The 18,297-nt window shown below is 71.0% G+C and carries 17 protein-coding genes; 7 read left to right on the top strand and 10 right to left on the bottom strand.

Going from position 1 to position 18,297, the window contains the following annotated elements; all coding sequences use genetic code 11:
* Positions 1-8 precede the first annotated feature (8 nt).
* The 4 genes from M3667_RS04645 to M3667_RS04630 are packed head-to-tail and all read right to left on the bottom strand — an operon-like array spanning position 9 to position 3,634.
* Positions 9-866 carry an ABC transporter substrate-binding protein gene (locus tag M3667_RS04645; protein ID WP_251505636.1) on the bottom strand — a complete coding sequence of 286 codons (858 nt, stop codon included), beginning with the start codon at positions 864-866 and terminating at the stop codon, positions 9-11.
* A 43-nt stretch (positions 867-909) separates the two neighbouring features.
* Complete coding sequence (gene solA, locus M3667_RS04640) at positions 910-2,091, bottom strand: N-methyl-L-tryptophan oxidase (protein WP_251505633.1); 1,182 nt, start codon at positions 2,089-2,091, stop codon at positions 910-912.
* Positions 2,088-2,837: an amino acid ABC transporter ATP-binding protein gene (locus M3667_RS04635; protein ID WP_251505630.1), complete on the bottom strand. Its 750-nt coding sequence runs from the start codon at positions 2,835-2,837 to the stop codon at positions 2,088-2,090. The genes solA and M3667_RS04635 overlap by 4 nt, the downstream gene beginning before the upstream one ends.
* Positions 2,834-3,634: an amino acid ABC transporter permease gene (locus tag M3667_RS04630; RefSeq protein WP_251505627.1), complete on the bottom strand. Its 801-nt coding sequence runs from the start codon at positions 3,632-3,634 to the stop codon at positions 2,834-2,836. The genes M3667_RS04635 and M3667_RS04630 overlap by 4 nt, the downstream gene beginning before the upstream one ends.
* Positions 3,635-3,846: 212 nt before the next feature.
* Between M3667_RS04630 and M3667_RS04625 the strand changes: the two genes are divergently transcribed.
* The 3 genes from M3667_RS04625 to M3667_RS04615 are packed head-to-tail and all read left to right on the top strand — an operon-like array spanning position 3,847 to position 6,164.
* Entirely contained in the window at positions 3,847-4,635 is a 789-nt protein-coding gene (locus tag M3667_RS04625; RefSeq protein WP_308196431.1) for a helix-turn-helix transcriptional regulator, read from the top strand.
* A complete protein-coding gene (locus M3667_RS04620; RefSeq protein ID WP_251505621.1) occupies positions 4,625-5,803 on the top strand; it encodes a MalY/PatB family protein in 1,179 nt (392 codons plus the stop codon). Before M3667_RS04625 ends, M3667_RS04620 begins: the two co-directional genes overlap by 11 nt.
* A gap of 22 nt (positions 5,804-5,825) precedes the next feature.
* Positions 5,826-6,164, top strand: coding sequence for a carboxymuconolactone decarboxylase family protein (locus tag M3667_RS04615; protein ID WP_251505618.1), 339 nt, complete (start codon positions 5,826-5,828; stop codon positions 6,162-6,164).
* A 92-nt stretch (positions 6,165-6,256) separates the two neighbouring features.
* Here M3667_RS04615 and M3667_RS04610 read toward each other — a convergent pair whose 3' ends face one another.
* The gene (locus M3667_RS04610) at positions 6,257-7,279 is read right to left on the bottom strand and encodes a methylenetetrahydrofolate reductase C-terminal domain-containing protein (RefSeq protein WP_251505614.1); all 1,023 of its coding nucleotides are present in this window, start codon (positions 7,277-7,279) and stop codon (positions 6,257-6,259) included.
* A gap of 112 nt (positions 7,280-7,391) precedes the next feature.
* On the opposite strand from M3667_RS04610, the gene M3667_RS04605 reads away from it, so the two are divergent.
* The 3 genes from M3667_RS04605 to M3667_RS04595 are packed head-to-tail and all read left to right on the top strand — an operon-like array spanning position 7,392 to position 11,708.
* Positions 7,392-8,006 (top strand): pyridoxal 5'-phosphate synthase, encoded by a 615-nt coding sequence (locus M3667_RS04605; protein WP_251505610.1) that lies wholly within the window; start codon positions 7,392-7,394, stop codon positions 8,004-8,006.
* Position 8,007: 1 nt separating this feature from the next.
* Entirely contained in the window at positions 8,008-8,841 is an 834-nt protein-coding gene (locus M3667_RS04600) for an FAD binding domain-containing protein (protein ID WP_251505606.1), read from the top strand.
* Entirely contained in the window at positions 8,838-11,708 is a 2,871-nt protein-coding gene (locus M3667_RS04595; protein WP_251505603.1) for a molybdopterin-dependent oxidoreductase, read from the top strand. The genes M3667_RS04600 and M3667_RS04595 overlap by 4 nt, the downstream gene beginning before the upstream one ends.
* Positions 11,709-11,835: 127 nt before the next feature.
* Here M3667_RS04595 and M3667_RS04590 read toward each other — a convergent pair whose 3' ends face one another.
* On the bottom strand, positions 11,836-12,699 hold the full coding sequence (locus M3667_RS04590) for a PhzF family phenazine biosynthesis protein (protein WP_251505600.1): 864 nt from the start codon (positions 12,697-12,699) through the stop codon (positions 11,836-11,838).
* 75 nt (positions 12,700-12,774) lie between these two features.
* Between M3667_RS04590 and M3667_RS04585 the strand changes: the two genes are divergently transcribed.
* Positions 12,775-13,143 (top strand): hypothetical protein, encoded by a 369-nt coding sequence (locus M3667_RS04585; protein WP_251505596.1) that lies wholly within the window; start codon positions 12,775-12,777, stop codon positions 13,141-13,143.
* A 53-nt stretch (positions 13,144-13,196) separates the two neighbouring features.
* On the opposite strand, the gene M3667_RS04580 is transcribed toward M3667_RS04585, so the two are convergent.
* The 4 genes from M3667_RS04580 to M3667_RS04565 form a co-directional block, all read right to left on the bottom strand.
* Entirely contained in the window at positions 13,197-13,406 is a 210-nt protein-coding gene (locus M3667_RS04580; protein WP_251505594.1) for a hypothetical protein, read from the bottom strand.
* A 341-nt stretch (positions 13,407-13,747) separates the two neighbouring features.
* Entirely contained in the window at positions 13,748-15,031 is a 1,284-nt protein-coding gene (locus tag M3667_RS04575; protein WP_251505591.1) for an allantoate amidohydrolase, read from the bottom strand.
* A 67-nt stretch (positions 15,032-15,098) separates the two neighbouring features.
* Positions 15,099-16,331 carry an alanine--glyoxylate aminotransferase family protein gene (locus tag M3667_RS04570; protein ID WP_251505587.1) on the bottom strand — a complete coding sequence of 411 codons (1,233 nt, stop codon included), beginning with the start codon at positions 16,329-16,331 and terminating at the stop codon, positions 15,099-15,101.
* Between the two features lie 193 nt (positions 16,332-16,524).
* Complete coding sequence (locus tag M3667_RS04565; protein ID WP_251505584.1) at positions 16,525-18,225, bottom strand: AtzH-like domain-containing protein; 1,701 nt, start codon at positions 18,223-18,225, stop codon at positions 16,525-16,527.
* Between the last annotated feature and the right edge of the window lie 72 nt (positions 18,226-18,297).

Below are 18,297 nucleotides of genomic sequence, written 5' to 3'. Positions count from 1 at the left end.
ACGGGCGATCAGGGGCGCTCGAAGGTGACGTCCGCCGTGCCCGGCGTGAAGTCGGCGGGAATCTCCGCACCGGGGTAGAACTCCTGGACGAGTTCGTACCAGGTGCCGTCCTCGACGATCGCGTCGAGCTGCTCGTTCATCGCGTCGACCAGGCCGGTGTTCTCCTTCGCGACGGCGAAGCCGAGCTGGTTGCGGCTGTTGAGCTGCGAGTAGACCATCTCCATGTCCGAGTCGGGGTATTCGTCGAGATACTTGGTACCCGTGCCGAACGGGGCGAGCCAGGCATCGCCCTGACCCGCGAGCAGCGCCTGGAACGCGCTGGTCTGGTCGGGGAAGCGAATCGGATCCAGACCGAGCTCTGACACGGCGTACTCTTCCTGGACCGAGCCCGCCGCCACTACGACCTGCTTACCTTCGAGATCCTCGAAGCTCGCATAGTCGCTGCCCGAAGGAGCGACGATCCCGAGGAACGCGAAGTAGTGGGGGGCGGTGAACGAGCTCGTCTGCTTGCGCGCGTCGGTCACCGTGACACCGGCGCTCCCGACGTCGTATTGGCCGTTGTTGACGCTGGCCAGGAGGGATGAGAAGTCCGTCGCCGTGAACTGCACGTCGAGATCCATGCGCGATGCGATCTCACGGACGAGTTCGTTGTCGAACCCGGTGAACTCGCCGTCGGCGTCGATGTAGGCGTTCGGCGAGCCGTCCGAAATCGTGGCGACGGACAGGGTGCCGTCGGTGACGAGTTCGTAGCCGCTGTCCGACTCCCCCGTCTCGGCTGTGGCGCCGCTGGCGCAGGCGGAGAGGACGACGGCGGCGGCCGCGAGCAGGATGCCCGCCGTCCACCGAATGGGGGTCGAGGTTGTCATGTGAATTCCCATCGATCGGAGCAGAAAGGTGTCGGGTGGAGCGTCAGATCGCCAGAGCGGCGAGGGGTCCCGCGAACCGGCTGGCTCGCAGGAAGTCGATGTCGACGGCGGGGTCACGATCCGTCGCCAATGCCGCGAGGGCGGCGCCCATGCCGGCGGCATGTTTGCCACCGTGTCCGCTCTCTCCGGCAGCGATGACGAGGCCGTTGGGCCGTTCGTCGATGAGGAAGAGCTCGTCGGGAGTGCGTGTCGAGTGGCAGATGTAACCGGCGGCCGCGCGGGGCTCAAGCGAAGGCAGGTACTCGGCGACCATGTGCTCGGCGGGGGCGGCATCGACAGGGGCGAACCGGCGGTCAAGCCCGTCGACCGACCGCTCATCACCGCGAGCCATCGCGCCACGCGGGCCGACCTTCGCCAGCTCGCCCCGGGGTGCGCCATGCCCCCAATAGCCCCCGCCGACCCCCATCTCACGGATGAATGCCCCTGCGGACTCCAGCGACGCCTGAGACACGCCCACCCGCGGGCGGAACCACGTCATTGGCATGCGAGTGAGCTTGAGAGGCAATTCGGGGAACACTTCGCGGGTCCACGACCCGAGGGTCGAGATGACCCGGGGAGCACGGAAGACGCCGCGATCGGTCTCGATGCGCAGGCCACCCGGGATGCTGTGCACGTCGCGCACCGTGACACCGCTACGAACCTGTGCACTATGCCTGCGGGCCGTATCGAGGGCGGCACCCACGGCCGTCTCGACACGCAGAGTCCCCGAGAGCGGATCGAAGACGCCCACGTCACCGTCGTCGATGCGGGTGTGGAACGGATGCCGTTCCCGCAGCACCACGGCATCCAGAACCTCGACAGGGAGGGACGCATCGGCCGCGGCGCGCAACACGCCGGGGACGGCGACGCCTCTCTCGGGCCCGATGGTCAGGCCCCCGCACTGGTCCAGGATGTGCGCGCCGGTGGCTGCTTCGAGGTCCCGGTAGAGCTGCGCCGAGTGGAGGGCCAGGGGAGTGAGGCCGGGGTGCTCGAGGCACGCCGCGCGGAACAGCCGAGTGATGCCGTGAGACGATCCCTGGTCGTGAGGCGCGGACAGGCGATCTAATGCGAGGACATCGACACCGGAGGCCGCCAGACGCCAGGTGGCCATGGCACCCCACGCCCCCGTGCCGAGGACGATGACATCGGCATCCCACACCCCCGCCTTGCCCGCGCGGGTCGTCACAGGACCTGGTCCAGGAAGCGCCGCAGACGCGGGCTCTCGGGCGCATCGAAGACCGCCTCCGGAGTGCCCGTCTCGACGACGGTTCCGCGGTCCATGAACGTCACCTGGTCGGCGACGTTCCGCGCGAAGCCCATCTCATGAGTGACGACGACCATGGTCATGCCCTGTGAGGAAAGGTCTGCCATGAGCGAGAGGATCCCCTTCACGAGCTCGGGGTCGAGCGCGCTGGTGACTTCGTCGAAGAGCATCACCTGTGGCTTCATCGCGAGGGCGCGCGCCAGAGCCACACGTTGCTGCTGCCCGCCAGAGAGGTTGCCCGGCCGTGCCGAGGCCTTGGCCGCGAGACCGACGTTCGTCAGCTGCTCCATCGCGATCGCTTCGGCCTCGGCGGCGCCGATCTTCTTGATGCGCCGCAGACCGATCGTGATGTTATGGAGCACGCTCATGTGGGGGAAGAGGTTGAAGTGCTGGAAGACCATGCCCACCCGTTGGCGGAAGTGGTTGGGGTCGTCGCGCATGACGCTCCGACCGTCGAGGAGGACCTCTCCGGAGTCCGGCTCGGTGAGTCGGTTGAGAGCGCGGAGCAGCGTGGACTTGCCACTTCCGGACGGACCGATGACGCAGGCCGTCGTGCCTTCCGGGACGTCGAGGTCGACACCGCGCAACACCTTGTTGGCACCGTAAGAAAGGTGGATGTCGCGGCAGCCGAGGCCGACGGCTCGCTGGACGATCGTGGTGGAGGTCATGCGGGGTCCTTCACGGTGGAGGAGCGGGTGGAAAGCGGCGCGGCACCGGCGAGCGCCGGATCGTCGAGCGGGTCCTCCTCGGGGGCGGGGCGACGCCCCTCACGCAGGCGCTTGTCGATCCAGTTCACGAAGTGGGTCATGGGGATCGTGATCGCGAGGTAGCAGATGGCGGCGACCGTGAGCGAGGACTGGTTGCCGGTCATCGACGCGAAGTCCTGAGCGATGCGGAACAGCTCGCGCTGGTCGGCTTGCAGGCCGAGGTAGAACACCAGGGACGACAGCTTGATGAGCTGAATGAACTGGTTGACGGTCGCGGGGAGGACACGGCGGATGCCCTGCGGGATGACGATGAGAAGCATTGCCGTCGCCTGCGAGAAGCCCAGGGCTCTCGCTGCCTCCATCTGGCCGCGTTCGACGCTCTGAATGCCGGAGCGGAAGATCTCGCCGAGGTAGGCCGCGGTGATGAGGGTCAGCGCCGTGATGCCGAGCGGATACGGCGAAGTCGTGCCGAAGACGTCCTTCGCAAGCCAGAACAGGCCCTGGCCCATGATGACGATGAGCAGGATCGCGGGAACGCCGCGGAACACGTCGGTGTAGACGCGGGCAGGCCAGCGCAGCCAGCGTGTGGTTGACATACCCATGACAGCCAGCAGCACGCCCAGCACGACGGCGAGGAGGCCGGACACGAGGGCGAGGAAGAGCGTGTTGAGCAGGCCAACGGTCAGCATGGTGGGCAGCACCTGGGCGATGTAGTCCCAGTTGAAGAAGTTCTGCCACAGCCTCAACAAGATGTCCAAGGGGAAGCTCCGGTTCCGGGCTATAGCCCCGTTGGGTTCCAAAAGATCAACACTCGGTTGAATGCGATGGCTGCCATCCTGAACTTCGGGTGTTTCGATCGAATGAACGGGTGATTTCTGTGCTGACAAATCGTTCAATGACTCAACAGGTGGTGTAACTTCGACCCTGCCCATGCACCGCGTCGAGATGGTGCCGTCCGAAAGGTCCGTGAATGTCGAGCGCCAGTTCTCCGATGCCGCCACCGGCTACGTCCCGCTCCGAAGAGGCTGAGCACCTCCTCCGCGTCCTCGACGCCGTGGTGCAGACTCTCGGCTCCGCCCTCCCGTCGTCCGTCGAGATCGTGCTGCACGACCTCGATCGCCTCCCGAACTCCATCGTCTCCGTGTCCGGTGACGTCACGCGACGCTCGATCGGTGACCCTGCGACCGATGTGCTTCTGCAGGCGATCGTGTCGGGCCAGGCCGACTCGATGGTCGGTTACCAGACACGGCTGCCAGACGGGCGAGAGCTACGCTCGTCGACGCAGATCGTGCGCGATTCCCAGGGGCACCAGGTGGCTGCCGTTTGCGTCAACGCCGACGTGACAGCCTGGCTGCAGATGCGGGACCTGGTCACACGCGTGCTGCAGCCCCTCTCCGCCGTCGGTTCCGCGCCCGCGGCTCCCGTCGCGGCCGTGCCGAATGAACTCTCTGAACACCGGGGCGAAGCGCCTTCCGCTGCGGGTGAGCGCTTCCCGAAGGACGTGGACGAGCTCGCCGCGCATCTGCTCTCCGATGCCGTCGGGGCCGTCGGCATCCCCGTCGATCTGATGAAGAAGGAGCACAAGCTCGCCGTGGTCTCACGGCTGCGCCAGCGCGGGATGTTCCTCTTACGCGACGCTGTCGAGATGGTCGCCGCACATCTGCACGTGACCCGCTTCACGATCTACAACTATCTGAACGAGATTGAGCGTCAGTCCGGTGTCGAGGTCGCCAACATCTACCGTGACGATGAGGGCTGAGGACACTTTGCCGCCGGGCGACGCCTTCGCGCGTGCCGCCGCGACACTCACCGAGGAGAGTCTCCGTCTGCGCGGCGGCAAGAAGTGGGAAGACGCCGTCGACGGCATGCTGCCGGCGTGGGTCGCAGAAAGCGACTTCGCCGTCGCCCCCGTCGTGCGCGCGGCGCTGACCGACGTGGTCGACCGCGGTGAGTTCGGTTACGTCTCGGACGAGCGGCTCGCCGCCTTCCGTGGCGCGGTGTCACGCTGGTACGGCGAGGCGCACGCGACCCCGGTTCCTGAGGAACACGTTCATCCTGTGGGTGACGTCATCGAGGCCTACCGCCACGCGATCCGCGACTTCACCGCACCGGGAACGCCGATCATCGTGCCGCTCCCCGCCTACCCCCCGTTCTCGGCCGTCGCCGCGGAAGAAGGGCGCGATGTCCTGCACATCGGGGCGGTCGGCGGCCTCGACCTCGACGCGCTGGACGCGACGATGCGGGAACATCGCGCTCTGCTCGTGCTCTGCAACCCGCATAACCCGCTCGGACGAGTGGCACCCCGCGAGGAATTGCTCGCCATCGCCGAGATCGTCGACCGCAGTGGGGGTCGCGTCTTCGCCGATGAGATCCACGCGCCCCTGGTCCTCGACGACGTCTCGCATGTGCCCTACGCCTCGGTGTCCCCGGCCGCCGCGGCGCACTCGCTGACCGCGTTCGCCGCATCGAAGGCGTTCAACCTGCCATCGCTCAAGGCCGCAGCGTTGCTCACCTCGAACGCCGCGGACCTGGGGAGGTGGAACAAACTGGGCCCACTCGCCGGTCACGGCGCGGGCATCATGGGTCTGGTGGCGGGGACAGCCGCACTCGACCACGGTCGCGAGTGGCTGACACAGCAGAACGCGTACCTGCGGAGCAATCGCGATCTCGTCGGGCGGGCGGCATCCGGAATCCCCGGCGCCGCCTTCACACTCTCTCAAGCGACATATCTGCAGTGGATCGACCTGACGGCCGTCGACCGCACATCGCCCATTCGGACCGCCGCGCACATGTGCGCGGAGGCGGGATTGCTTGTCAACGACGGATCGACCTTCGGCGGCTTCCCCGGCCACATCCGCCTCAACTTCGCCACTCCACGGCACCTTCTCGTCGAGATGCTCGACCGATTGACCCGCGCTTTCGCGTGATCCCCCACCCCGAAAGGAAAAGATGTCGCACTACACCGACCCCTCCGACGCGCAGTACACGAAGGTCTACAAGGCCGAAACGCCGGAGATGCTCGCCGCGTTCTTGGAATTCGACAAGGCGGTCTTCGCGGCTGACGGACCGGAGCTCCCGCTGAAGGTTCGTGAATTGATCGCCGTCGCGGTCGCTTTGACGACGCAGTGCAGCTACTGCATCGAGGCACACACGCAGAACGCCGTGAAGGCCGGCGCCACCGACAAGGAGATCGCCGAAACGAGTTGGGTCGCCGCGGCGATCCGCGCCGGAGGAGGATTCGCGCACGGCCGCATGGCCTTCAAATTCGCTGCGCACGCTCACGGCTGACACCGACCAACCGATCCTCGGACGCGCCGCGGCACCCGCTCGCACCGCGGCGCGTCCGCCACCGCCCCTCCCGCATCAGCCCCGGCACCGCCTCAGCGCAGGCGCCGCGCGATCTCGGCCAACGCTTCGGCGAACGACTCCTCGGCGCCCTCGCGCCCGCCCGACAGGTTCACTCCGACGACGCCCGGCAGGGCGAGCATCTCCTCGGCGAGCGCGACGGCCAGGGCGATCCCCTCGGCGCGCGGGTCGCGGGCCGAGCGCACGCGCGAGAGAAATCCGTCGGGGAGCACGAGTGCCGTGAACGACTCGAGCAGGTCGGCCGACGCGGCGTCGACGACGACCGGCACGCACGGGATGTAGCGGATGCCGTCGCCCGCCGCCTCGATGAAGCGGCGCACCGGCGCGGCTCCGCCGGCATGGTTGACGAAGCACACGTCGGCCCCCGCGTGCTGCTTCTCGCGCAGCCGCGCCGCGCGCCGGTCGACCGGAGGGGCGGCCGGCGACGCGGCCACCGACACGACGTGCCCCGCGGCGCGGGCGAGCGCTGCGGCCTCGGTGGAGTCCAGGTCGAACACCGGCGCGGCATCCGGTCGATCTCCGGTGCGGGTGTGATCGCCGGTCACACAGTGCACTCCCGCGACCCCCTCTACGGCGAGGGCCGCGAGCTCGCCCTCGATCGCGACGCGGTTGCGGTCGCGCATGTTGAGGCCGGTCCACACGCGCAGTCCCCGCGCCTGCAGGAGGTGTGCGCGGAAGGCGGGTGGGAACTGCACGCGCGCACTTCCCGCGTCGCCCGCGAGCACGGCATCCACTTCTCCGGCGAGGATCGCGGCGCACGAGTCGATGGATTCCACGCTCAGCGCTCGCGCGGGCAGATCGGCGACCACCCACGGGCGCGTCCCGAGCGCCGCCAGGGTCGCTGCCGCCGCGGCCGTGCGCGACCCGGGCACCACGGCGACCGTGCGATCGATCCCCGTCCACGGCACGGTCGACCGGTGCAGGAACGCGCAGCGATGCGCGGCGTCGATCTCGCACGAGCCGTCGAACCCGACTCCCCCGCAGGGGCCGTACTCCATGCGCTTCGGGCAGGTGTCGATCAGCGGCAGCGAGGTCATGGCGGGAGTGTAGGGACCGCGTGTTTCCGCGAATGTTCGTGACGGCAACATTGCCGAAATGCGCGGTGCCTACGCTCGGCGATACCCGCTGCCCCATCCCCCGGAGGTCGCCATGATCACGGCCGGCACCACGTTCGGTTCCGACGTCGACGACGTCGACGCGCTCACCGACGACCCGCTGGCCCTGCTCGTGCGGTGGCTGCCTCCGCACGACAACGAGCTGCGACCGCTCGCCGCCTTGGCCACCGTCGGCCTCGACGGGCTCCCCTCGCTGCGGCACGTGCTGGCGAGCGAGTGCGACGCCGAGGGTCTCACCTTCCACACCGACGCCCAGAGCGCCAAGGCCGCCGAACTCGCCCAGAGCCCGGTCGCGGCGATGTCGATCGCCTGGCCCGAGATCGGCCGGCAGCTCGTGGTGCGCGGCACCGTCGAGCAGGTCTCGGCGGCGGATGCCGCGAGGGTCTACGCCGAGAGGTCGCGGTACCTGCAGCTGTTGGCCTGGACGAACACCCGCGAGAACGCGCACCTGCCCGTCGACGAACGTCATCGCCTGTGGGCGGAGTTCGACAACGCGCACCCGCAGCTCGACCCGCCCGCCCGTTGGGTCGGCTTCCGCCTGCGCCCACGAACTCTCACCTTCTGGCGCGGCGACCCCGCCGGTCAGAGCACGCGCCAGCACTACACGCTCGTCGACGGCCGCTGGTCGGGCGAGATCCTGGCGGGCTGACGTGGACATCACCACCGTCACCTCGTTCCGCGCCGCGCGCTCGCGCGCCGACCTCGCGCTGCGTCCCGGCGAGGTCGTCATGGCCGGGGGCACCTGGCTGATGAGTGAGCCGCAGCCCGACACGACCGGCTTCGTCGACCTCACCACGCTCGACTGGCCCGACCTCGAGATCACCGACGACGGCCTGCGCATCGGGGCGACCTGCACCATCGCGCGTCTGCTCGCGTGGGCCGAGCGCGAGGCGCCCGCGGCCTGGACCTCGGTCGAGCTCGCCCGCCCCGCCGCCGACGCCCTGCTCGCGTCGTTCAAGATCTGGAACACTGCCACCGTCGGCGGCAACGTCTGCCAGGCCTTCGCCGCCGGCGCGATGATCGCCTTCCTCGCGACGCTGGATGCCACGGCACTCATCTGGACGCCCGACGGCGGCGAGCGCCGCGTAGCCGTGGCCGACCTGGTGGTCGACAACGCCGCGAACGCCCTCGCGCCGGGTGAGGTCGTGCGCGCCCTCGACGTCCCCGTGCGGGCACTGTCGTCGCGGGTGGGCCTGCAGAAGATCGCGCTGGCCGAGCTCGGTCGCTCCGGCGCCGTCGTCACCGCCCGCGTCGACCCCGACGGTTCCGCGGTGTTCGTGGTGACCGCCGCGGTACGCCGCCCCCGCGTACTGCGCTTCTCGCGCGTGCCCGGAGCGGGCGCACTGCGGGACGCCGTGGCATCCGCCCCCGATTTCTACACCGACCCGCTCGGCAGCGCCGACTGGCGTCGGGGAGTGAGCGTCGTGCTCGCTGAACGACTGCGCGCGCGCTTCGCGCGTGAGCTGCAGGAAGGTGCCGCGTGAGGTTCGAGGTCAACGGCTCCCCCGTCGAGGTCGACCCCCGCCCCGGTCAGAGTGCCCGCACGCTGCTGCGCGAGGCCGGACACGTCGAGGTGAAGAAGGGGTGCGATGCGGGCGACTGCGGCGCGTGCTCCGTGTTGCTCGACGGGACGCCGACGCACTCATGCATCATCCCCGCGATGCGACTCGAGGGGCGCGCGATCACGACCGCTGCCGGCCTGGCCCCCGGCGACGAGCTCCACCCCGTGCAAGAGGCCCTCGCGACCGGCTTCGGCTTCCAGTGCGGGTTCTGCACGCCCGGCATGAGTGTGACGGCCTCGACCCTGACCCCCGACGACCTCGGCGACCTCGACCGGCGCATGAAGGGCAACCTCTGCCGGTGCACCGGGTACCGCCCGATCCGCGAGGCGATCCGCTCGTCGGTGCTCGGGCCGGTGCGCGAGACCGGGAAGAGCTGCGGGGCGGATGCCGAGGCCGCGGCGCCCGCCGGCTGCGGTGGCACGTGCGCAGGGCACGACACAGCTTTTGCAGATCCGCCCCTCACTGCTCCCTCGACGCCTGCACCTGCCGATCGGCAGGAGTGGTGCACGCCCACCTCCCCCACCGGACGCGTCGGCACCTCCGCGATCCCCGAGGCGGCGCGCCGCATCGTCCAGGGGCGCGAGCCCTTCACCTTCGACGAGCCCGTGCCCGGCGGACCGCCGCTCGTGCTGCGCGTCGTGACCTCGCCACACGCCCATGCCCGGGTCGTTTCGATCGACACCGCGGCCGCGCGGGCGGTCCCGGGCGTCGTCGCCGTCTTCACCCACGACGATGTGCCTGCCGTGCGCTACTCGACCGGCCGCCATGAGCACCGCACCGACGACCCCGACGACACGCGCATGCTCGACGACGTGGTGCGTCACGTCGGTCAGCGGATCGTCGCGGTCGTCGCCGAGACGGCCGAGGCAGCCGACGCCGGATGCCGAGCCGTCGAGGTCGAGTACGAGGTGCTACCCGCGGTGTTTGACCCCGAAAAGGCACGCCGACCCGGAGCCCCGCTGCTGCACCCCGACCGCACGCCCGACGAGCGCGTGATGGACGCTGGCCGCAACGTCGTCGCAGGCTTCCACACCGGCCACGGCGGCGACATCGACGCCGCCCTCGCCGCGAGCCACACCACGGTGACGGGCGAGTGGCGCTCATCTCGGGTGACCCACGCGGCGCTCGAGACGCACGGCGCCGTCGGCTGGATCGACGACGACGGTCGCCTCGTGATCCGCTCGTCGACGCAGGTGCCCTTCCTCGTGCGCAATGAGCTCGCGCACGTGTTCGACCTCGAGCGCGATCGCGTGCGCGTCTACGCGACGCGCGTGGGCGGCGGATTCGGCGGCAAGCAGGAGCTCTTCACCGAAGACCTCACCGCGCTCGCGGTGCTGCGCCTCGGCCGCCCGGTCGCGTACGAGTACTCGCGCACCGACCAGTTCGTGCGGGCGTCGCTGCGGCATCCGATGCGCGTGCGCACGACCCTGGGGGCGGATGCCGACGGCACCCTCACCGCGATGAAGCTCGACGTGCTGAGCGACACCGGGGCCTACGGCAACCACGCGATCGGCGTGCTGTTCCACTCGTGCGCCGAGTCGACGACGCTGTACCGCGTGCCGACGAAGTGGATCGACGCCGAGGCGGTCTACACGAACAACCCGCCCTCGGGCGCGTTCCGCGGATACGGGCTCGGACAGGTGGTGTTCGCCGTCGAATCGGCCATGGACGCCCTCGCGCAGGAGCTCGACATCGACCCCTTCGACCTGCGGCGCATCAACGCCGTGCGCGAGGGCGACCCGCTGCACCCCGACGCCGACGAGAAGCACGAAGACGACCTGATCTGGGGCAGTTACGGCCTCGACCAGTGCCTCGACCTCGCGCAAGAGGCGCTGCGGCGCGGCAACGGCGTCGACGCCCCCCACGGCTGGCTGGTGGGAGAAGGGATGTCGGCCGCGATGATCGCCACGATGGCGCCGCGCGGGCACATCGCCCACACCACCGCGACACTTCACTCCGATGGCACCTACGTGCTGCGGGTCGGCACCGCGGAGTTCGGCAACGGCACCTCGACCGTGCACCGCCAGATCGCGGCGACCGTGCTCGAAGCGCCGCTCGAGCGCCTGCACCTGTGGGCCGCCGACACCGACGCGGTGCACCACGACACCGGCGCATTCGCCTCCGCGGGAACCGTGGTCGCCGGCAAGGCGCTCTACGGTGCCTGCCTGGCTTTGAAGCGCCGGATGATCGCCATCGCCGCCGAGCTGTCGGGGGCGGATGCCGCGGGCGCCGAGGTCACGGCATCCGGAATCTCGATCGCGGGCGAGACCGTGACCTGGGCGCGGATCGTCGCCGCGGGGGGCGGAGACGGCCTCACCGCTGACGGGGCCGAGTTCGGCGACTTCCGCTCGCTCGCGTTCAACGTGCACGCCGTGCGCGTGGCCGTCGACCCCGAGACCGGGACGGTGAAGGTGCTGCAGTCGATCCAGTCGGCCGACGCCGGAGTCGTCATCAACCCGGCGCAGTGCCGCGGCCAGATCGAGGGCGGCGCCGCCCAGGCCCTCGGCGGTGCGCTGTACGAAGAGGTGCTGCTCGAAGACGGCGTCGTGCAGAACCCGGTGTTCCGCACGTATCGCGTGCCGCAATTCGCCGACGTGCCCGACACCGAGGTGTACTTCGCCGAGACCGACGACACCCTCGGACCCTTCGGCGCGAAGTCGATGAGCGAGTCGCCGTACAACCCCGTCGGAGCCGCGATCGGCAACGCCGTCTCACGCGCGCTCGGCCGCCGCGGATACGAACTGCCGTTCTCGCGCGACCGCGTGTGGAGGCTCGCGGGCGGGGAGTGAGTGCAGACCTCCGGAGCGGGGGCGCGGCGGCACACCCTCGTCCCAGTTATGGCTGCTGCATGTCCCACTTAAGGCGGTACAACGACCGCCCAACCCACCAGAAGTGGGACATACTCCGCGCGCCGGCTCAGCCTTTCAGCGGCACAGCGGTCCCTGACACCCGGATGCCCCCGGATGCCGGAACCTCGACCTCGAGCACGCTCGGCCGCCCGATGTGCCGACCCTGGAGCACGGTGAAGGCGAACGGTGCGGTAAGGCCCAGGCGGTCGCGGAGGTACGCGCCCAGCGAGGCGGCGGCTGAACCCGTCGCGGGATCCTCGGTGATGTCGCCGACCGGGAAGAGGTTGCGCGCCTCGGCGACGAGGCCGTCGACGAGGTCGCCGTCGACGTGGACCGTGATGACGGTGCCTTTCCAGCCGCGCTCGTCCATGAGCGTCCGCAGCTCCGCGGGGTCGAACGCGAACGAATCGAACGTCTCGCGGGAGGCGATCGCGACCACCGGGTGCAGATTGCCGGCGAAGGTCTGGGCGAGCGGCATCCGCTCATCGAGGTCGTCGGAGCGAAGGCCCAGGATGCCGAGGAGGCGGTCGGCGACGTCCGCTTCGAGGTCGGTCGTCGAGGGATCGACGCTCGTGAACCCGGCGGTGATGCGGCCCTCGGCGTCGCGGTCGGTCGACACCTCGACGGTGCCGGCCGCGGTGTCGAACGTGAACGGGCCGACGCCTTCGGCCTCGGCGAGCGCGACGGCGGTGGCGATCGTCGCGTGTCCGCAGAACGGAACCTCGGCGCCTGGAGAGAAGTACCGCACGGCGACCCGGCGGCCGTCGCGCTCACCGACGAAAGCGGTCTCGGGGTGGCCGAGGTCGGTCGCGATGCGCTGCATCTGCGCGGCGTCGAGGGCCACGGCATCCAGGACGACGCCCGCCGGATTGCCTCCACCCGGCTCGGCGGCGAAGGCGAGCAGCTGCAGGATGCCGGTGGTCGAGGTCATGCGATCCATTCTCGCGCCGTCCGCCGGTCGGGCAGTGTGCGCGGGGATCGTCTTCGCACCCGCGAAGATGGGCTCATGCGGATCGCGGGGGGAATCGTGTTGGTCGTGGTGGCGACGGTCATCGGGCTGTTCGGGGCGCTGATGCTGGGGGCATCCGGGGTCAGCTGGGTGAGCGGAGGCGTGAACCAGTACTCCGACTCCGACGATTCCGAGCGCGCGATCGGCATCGCGATGGGCGTTGCCGCCCTGATCGTCTGGGCGCTGCTCACCTGGGCGGCGTTCGCCGCGGTGCGCGGCCACCGGCGCGGGCGACAGCGCGCCTCGACGGTCGCGGGAGCCGTGCTCATGGCGGTGAGCATCGCCGTCGTCGGCGGCGCCACCGTGTGGGCGACGTCCACGCCCGCAACGGTCGTCGAGAATCCCCCGGCCTGGAATCGCGCGTGAGCTGAGGGCTCGTCGGGGTGCGAGGTCGCAGGGCCGTCGATGCCAGGCGACTCCTACTCCTCGAGGCGCTCGCCCCGCAGTCCCGCGACCACGCCCCAGACAACGAGCACCGGCCCGAGCACGAGGAAGAGGAACTCCCACCGCTCGGTCTGGTATCCCGTGTCGATCGGAAGCAGCACGAGACCAACGACCAGCATGACCACACCGACCGGCACGAGCCACCACGCCGAGGGCGCGGGACGGTCGCGCTTGATGAAGATCATGCGCCGACCGTACCGATGTCGGCGCACCGTGGGGCGGCGTTGACCAGACCCCCGTCCGCAGGTGGCCCCGGGGCCACGGTGGTCGCCCCGGGGCCACGACCGACGCCCCACTAACGACCGCCCCCGCACGCCCCACGCCCCGGGGCCACGACCAACGCCCCACTAACGACCGCCCCCGCACGCCCCACGCCCCGGGGCCACGACCAACGCCCCACTAACGACCGCCCCCGCACGCCCCACGCCCCGGGGCCACGACCAACGCCCCACTATCAACCGCCACCGCACGCCCCGCGCCCCGGGGCCACGACCGACGCCCCGAACCGGGCGCAACCGCAAGCGCCTCACCGCACCTCCGCCCCGAGGTGCAGCACCGCCTCGGCGAGGGCGCGCAGGCCCGCCGCCACGTCGGCGCCCTCGACGTCCTCGGCGGGGTGGTGGCTGATGCCGTCGGGGTTGCGGAGGAAGAGCATGCCGACATCGGTGATGGCACCGATCGCCATGGCGTCGTGACCGGCGCGACTGAAGAGGGTGGGGGCGTCACCGCCGATGCCCGCGCGCACGACGTCCTGCAGCAGCGGAGCGCAGAACACCGCGGGCGCGCTGTGCACCTCGCGGGCGTGCCAGCGCAGGCTCCGGCGTCCCATGATCGTGTCGAGCTCGCGCGAGATCTCGTCCCACACGTGGTCGCGCGCGGCGTCGAACTCTCCGCGCAGGTCGAGCGAGAGGTGCGCCTCGCCGGGCACGACGTTGACCGCGCCGGGGAAGGCCTCGAGCTGACCGACCGTGCCGACGATGTGGTGCTCGCCGCGGCAGATCCGCTCGACCGCGAGCGCGGCCTCGCTCGCACCGAGCAGGGCGTCGCGGCGCATGTCGTAGGGAGTGCCGCCCGCGTGCCGCGCCTCCCCCTCGACGACGAGCTGGAACCGCCGGGCCGACGCGATCGACGACACCGCTGCCAGGGCCTGTCCGCTGCGGTGCAGCTCGGGCGCCTGTTCGATGTGCGCCTCGAGGTACGCCACGAGCTGGTCGGGCCGGCGCGCGGCCTCGCCCACGCGGCCCGGGTCGAGCCCGAAGTCGCGGAACGCCTCGCGCAGGGTGAGTCCGTCGGCATCCGCCAACTCCCACCACGCGGGGTCCCACTGACCGGCCACGGCCGACGAGCCCAGCAGCGCCTTGCCGAACCGCGTGCCCTCTTCATCGCTGAAGGCGATGACCTCGAGGGCGAAGGGGAAGGGGCTGGATGCCGTGCCCTCATCGTCCACGCGGCGCAGCAGCCGCACGACCTCGAGCGCCATCAGCACGCCGACGATGCCGTCGTAGCGCCCCGCGTCGGGCACGGTGTCGAGGTGCGACCCGAGCAGCAGGGCGGGAGCGTCGGGCATCCCGGCCGGAGCGAGCCGGCCGACCTGGTTGCCCGCGGCGTCTTGCCGGGTGGTCATGCCGAGCTCGCGCATCCACTCGGCGGCGAGGCGGTTGACGCGCGCGTGCTCGGGCGAGAGGTAGACGCGGGTGATCGAGCCGGGCGTCGAGGTGACGCGGGCGAGCTCTTCGCAGCGCCCCATCACGCGGCGCGCGGCCGAGGCGATGCGCTCCTCCGAGACCTGCAGTCGAGTGGACGCCATCATGCCCGGGCCCCGCGGCCGCCGCAACCCGTCGCGGGATCGCGCACGGCGCGCCCGGCGCCGGTCGCCGTCACGCCCCCGCCCCCGCGTACACGCCCTGCGCGGCCTCGACTCCGCCGCCGGCCGGGACCGCGGCACCGTGCCGGCGCAGCACCGCCTCGAGGGCGGCGAGGGTGGTGAGCACCGCGTCCTTGCGCGCGTTGTAGCCCATCGTGCCGATGCGCCAGACGCGGCCGTGCAGCGGCCCGAACGACGTGCCGATCTCGATGCCGAAGTCGCTCAACAGCTCGCTCCGCACGGCGTCGCCCACCACGGCATCCGGAATCTCGACCGCGACGACGTTGGTCATCTTGTGCGCGACGTCGCCGAACACGGTCAGGCCGAGGCCCTCGACCCCCGCGAGCATCGCCTCGCCGTGCAGTCGGTGGCGCGCGATGACCTCATCGCGCCCCTCGAGCAGCAGCACCCGCGCGCACTCCCGGGCGCCATAGAGCATGGTCGTCGCCTCGGTGTGGTGGTTGAGGCGTCGCGGCCCCCAGTAGTCGAGGATCATCGCGAGGTCGAAGTAGTTCGAGCGGATGAAGTCGGATGCCGAGGCGTCGCCCTCTTCGCGGATGCCGGCCTCGACGCGGGCGCGCGAACGCACGACCTCGACGGCGCGGTCCGACAGGCTCAGCGGCGCCGATCCCGAGGGGCCGCCGAGGCATTTCTGCAGGCCGGCGGTCGCAGCGTCCAGTCCCCAGGCGTCCATCTCGAAGGGGTTGCCGCCGAGAGAGGCGGTGGCGTCGGTGTAGAACAGTGCGCCGTGGGCGCGGCAGATCTCGCCGATCTCGTCCAACGGCTGGAGCATCGTGGTCGAGGTGTCGCCCTGCACGCACGCGACGAGGTGGGGCTTCACCCGCTCGATCGCCTCGCGGATCGTCGACACCGGGAACACCTGTCCCCACGGCACCTCGATCGTGTGCACCTCGGCGAGCGCACGCTCGGCGATCTCGGCCAGCAGATGACCGAAGCGGCCGAACACCGGCACGAGCACGCGATCGCCCGGGCGGATCAGCGACACCATCGCGGCCTCGATCCCCGCGCGCGAGGTGCCGTCGACCAGCAGGGTCGCGTCGTTCGCGGTGCCCCACACCTGGCGGTACAGCTCCTGCGTCTCGGTCATGGTCGCCGTCATGAACGGGTCGTACTGGCCGACCAGCGGCGCCCCCATCGCGCGCAGCACGCTGGGGTAGGCCGAGATGGGGCCGGGGCCCATCAAAAGGCGCGCGGGTGGGTCGATCGGGCCGGGGAGGTGGGACATCAGGACTCCGTGGTGCGGGGACGGGCGGGGGAAAGGATCGAGCGGGCGTGCGCAACTCCGGAGATTCTCGTCCGGGAGGGGGCGGATGCGGTGCGAGAGCCGCTCAGGCCCCGGATTCTCCGGAGTTCGGCCCGCCCGGCGCGCGAGACGGTCCGCCCTGCGCGCGAGAAGGCCCGCCCGACGAGCGAGCCGGTCACCGGACGCCCCCGGCGAGCGCGGCGAAGCGCCGAGCCAAGCGGACGAGCGCGATGTCGGTGCCGGCACGCGAGACGAGGCAGACCCCGACCGGAGCTCCGCCGACGCGCAGCAGCGGGATCGACACGGCGGGGAGGCCCGCGGCCGCCGCGGGCGCGGTCATGCGCAGGGTCGCCGCGCGCACGGCGTCGACGTCGGCGGTGCGCAGCGGCGCGGGACCGGGCACGGTCGGGAACACCATCACGGCGCCGTCGACGACCTCGGCCAGCAGGGCGGCGATCGGTTCGAGCTCGGCGCGTGCGGCGGCCTCGTCGTCCGCGGTGATCTGCGACGCGACGCGGAAGCGCTCGGCCACGGCCGGGCCCACGGCGCCGGGGTGCGCGCGCAGCCACTCGCCGTCGTTGCGCCACGCCTCGGCGCCCTGCACGGTGCGGAACGCCCAGAAGGTGGCATCCAGATCGCCCGTGTGCACCGCGCGGAACGAGGGAGGGTCGTCGGATGCCGAGAGCGCGGCGAGCAGTCGACTGAACGCCTCGCGGGTCGCCGGCTCCACGCAGTCGAGCACCTCTTCGGGCACGACGAACCGCCACGGCAGGTCGTCGCCCGAGGCTCCGTAGACGTTCTCGGTCGAGCTCGAACCGTCGTAGCTGAGGCACCAGTCAGCAACGCGCTGCAGGGTCTCGCCGTCGCGCGTGAGCCAGCCGATCGTGTCGAACGACTGCGCGAGCGGAAGCATGCCCTGCCGCGGCACGAGGTCGTGGGTCGTGCGCAGGCCCCAGAGTCCCTGATACGACGCGGGCACGCGGATCGAACCCGCGGTGTCGGTGGCGAGGCCGATGTCGGCGTGGCCGAGCGCGACGGCGGACGCGGGGCCGCTCGACGATCCGCCGGGCAGTGCGCCGACCACCGCACCGTTGGGCGGGGTGCCGTAGTGCACGTTGTCGCCGGCGATCGAGTAGGCGAACTCGTCGGTCCGCGCGATGCCGCGCAGCGACGCCCCCGCGCGGAGCAGGTCGGCGACAGCCGGGGCCGTGGCCTTCTCGGGCCGCGCCTCTTCGAGGTAGATCGGGTTGCCCGCGCCGATGCGGAAGCCGGCGATGGCGAACAGGTCCTTCACCGCGACGGTCAGGCCGGCCAGCGGCCCCTCCCACGCTCCCTGCAGGAACGGGTCGCCCACGCTCCGCCAGATCGTGCGGTCGAGCGGAGGCGTACGGGGCGTCACGTGCGCGGCCGTGATGAGCCACCGGCCGTCGATGCACTGCCACACCTGGGTCTGCAGGCCGCGGCCTCCGCCGACGAACTCCGACACCGACATGAGCAGGGCGCTGTCAGGCCCAAGCGGGCGGTAGTGGATCTCGGCGATCTCGCGCGGCGGCACTCCCCCGCGCAGGGCCCGGAACCCGCTGATCGCGTCGTGCCCGACGAGCAGGCCCGCGGTGTCGCCGCGGAGCGTCTCGGGTCCGGGAGCGAAGGAGTCGTCGAGCGCGTCGAGGTCGTTCGCCACGATCGCCCGCTCGTACGCGTCGAATGCGGCACGCAGGTCGGCGGGGATCGCCGGGGCGCCGGCGGGCGCCGCGGGCGCAGGCGTGGTGGGCTCGGGCACGGCGGGCACGGGCATGGCGGGCACGGGCATGGCGGGCTCCGGCATGGCGGGCTCGGGCATGGCGGGCGCGGGCGTCGCCCCCGTGGCATCCGTCATGATCGGCGCCCCTCTCCGCGCGGCGTTGAGTGTCCAAAACTCCCGGACCATCTGAAGAATCGTCCGGGTGTT

The sequence above is a fragment of the Microbacterium sp. P26 genome (genome assembly GCF_023712585.1).
Taxonomy (GTDB): Bacteria; Actinomycetota; Actinomycetes; order Actinomycetales; family Microbacteriaceae; genus Microbacterium; species Microbacterium algihabitans_A.
The sequence above is the reverse complement of the archived record's forward strand: the minus strand, read 5'-3'. Positions and strand labels throughout refer to the sequence as shown.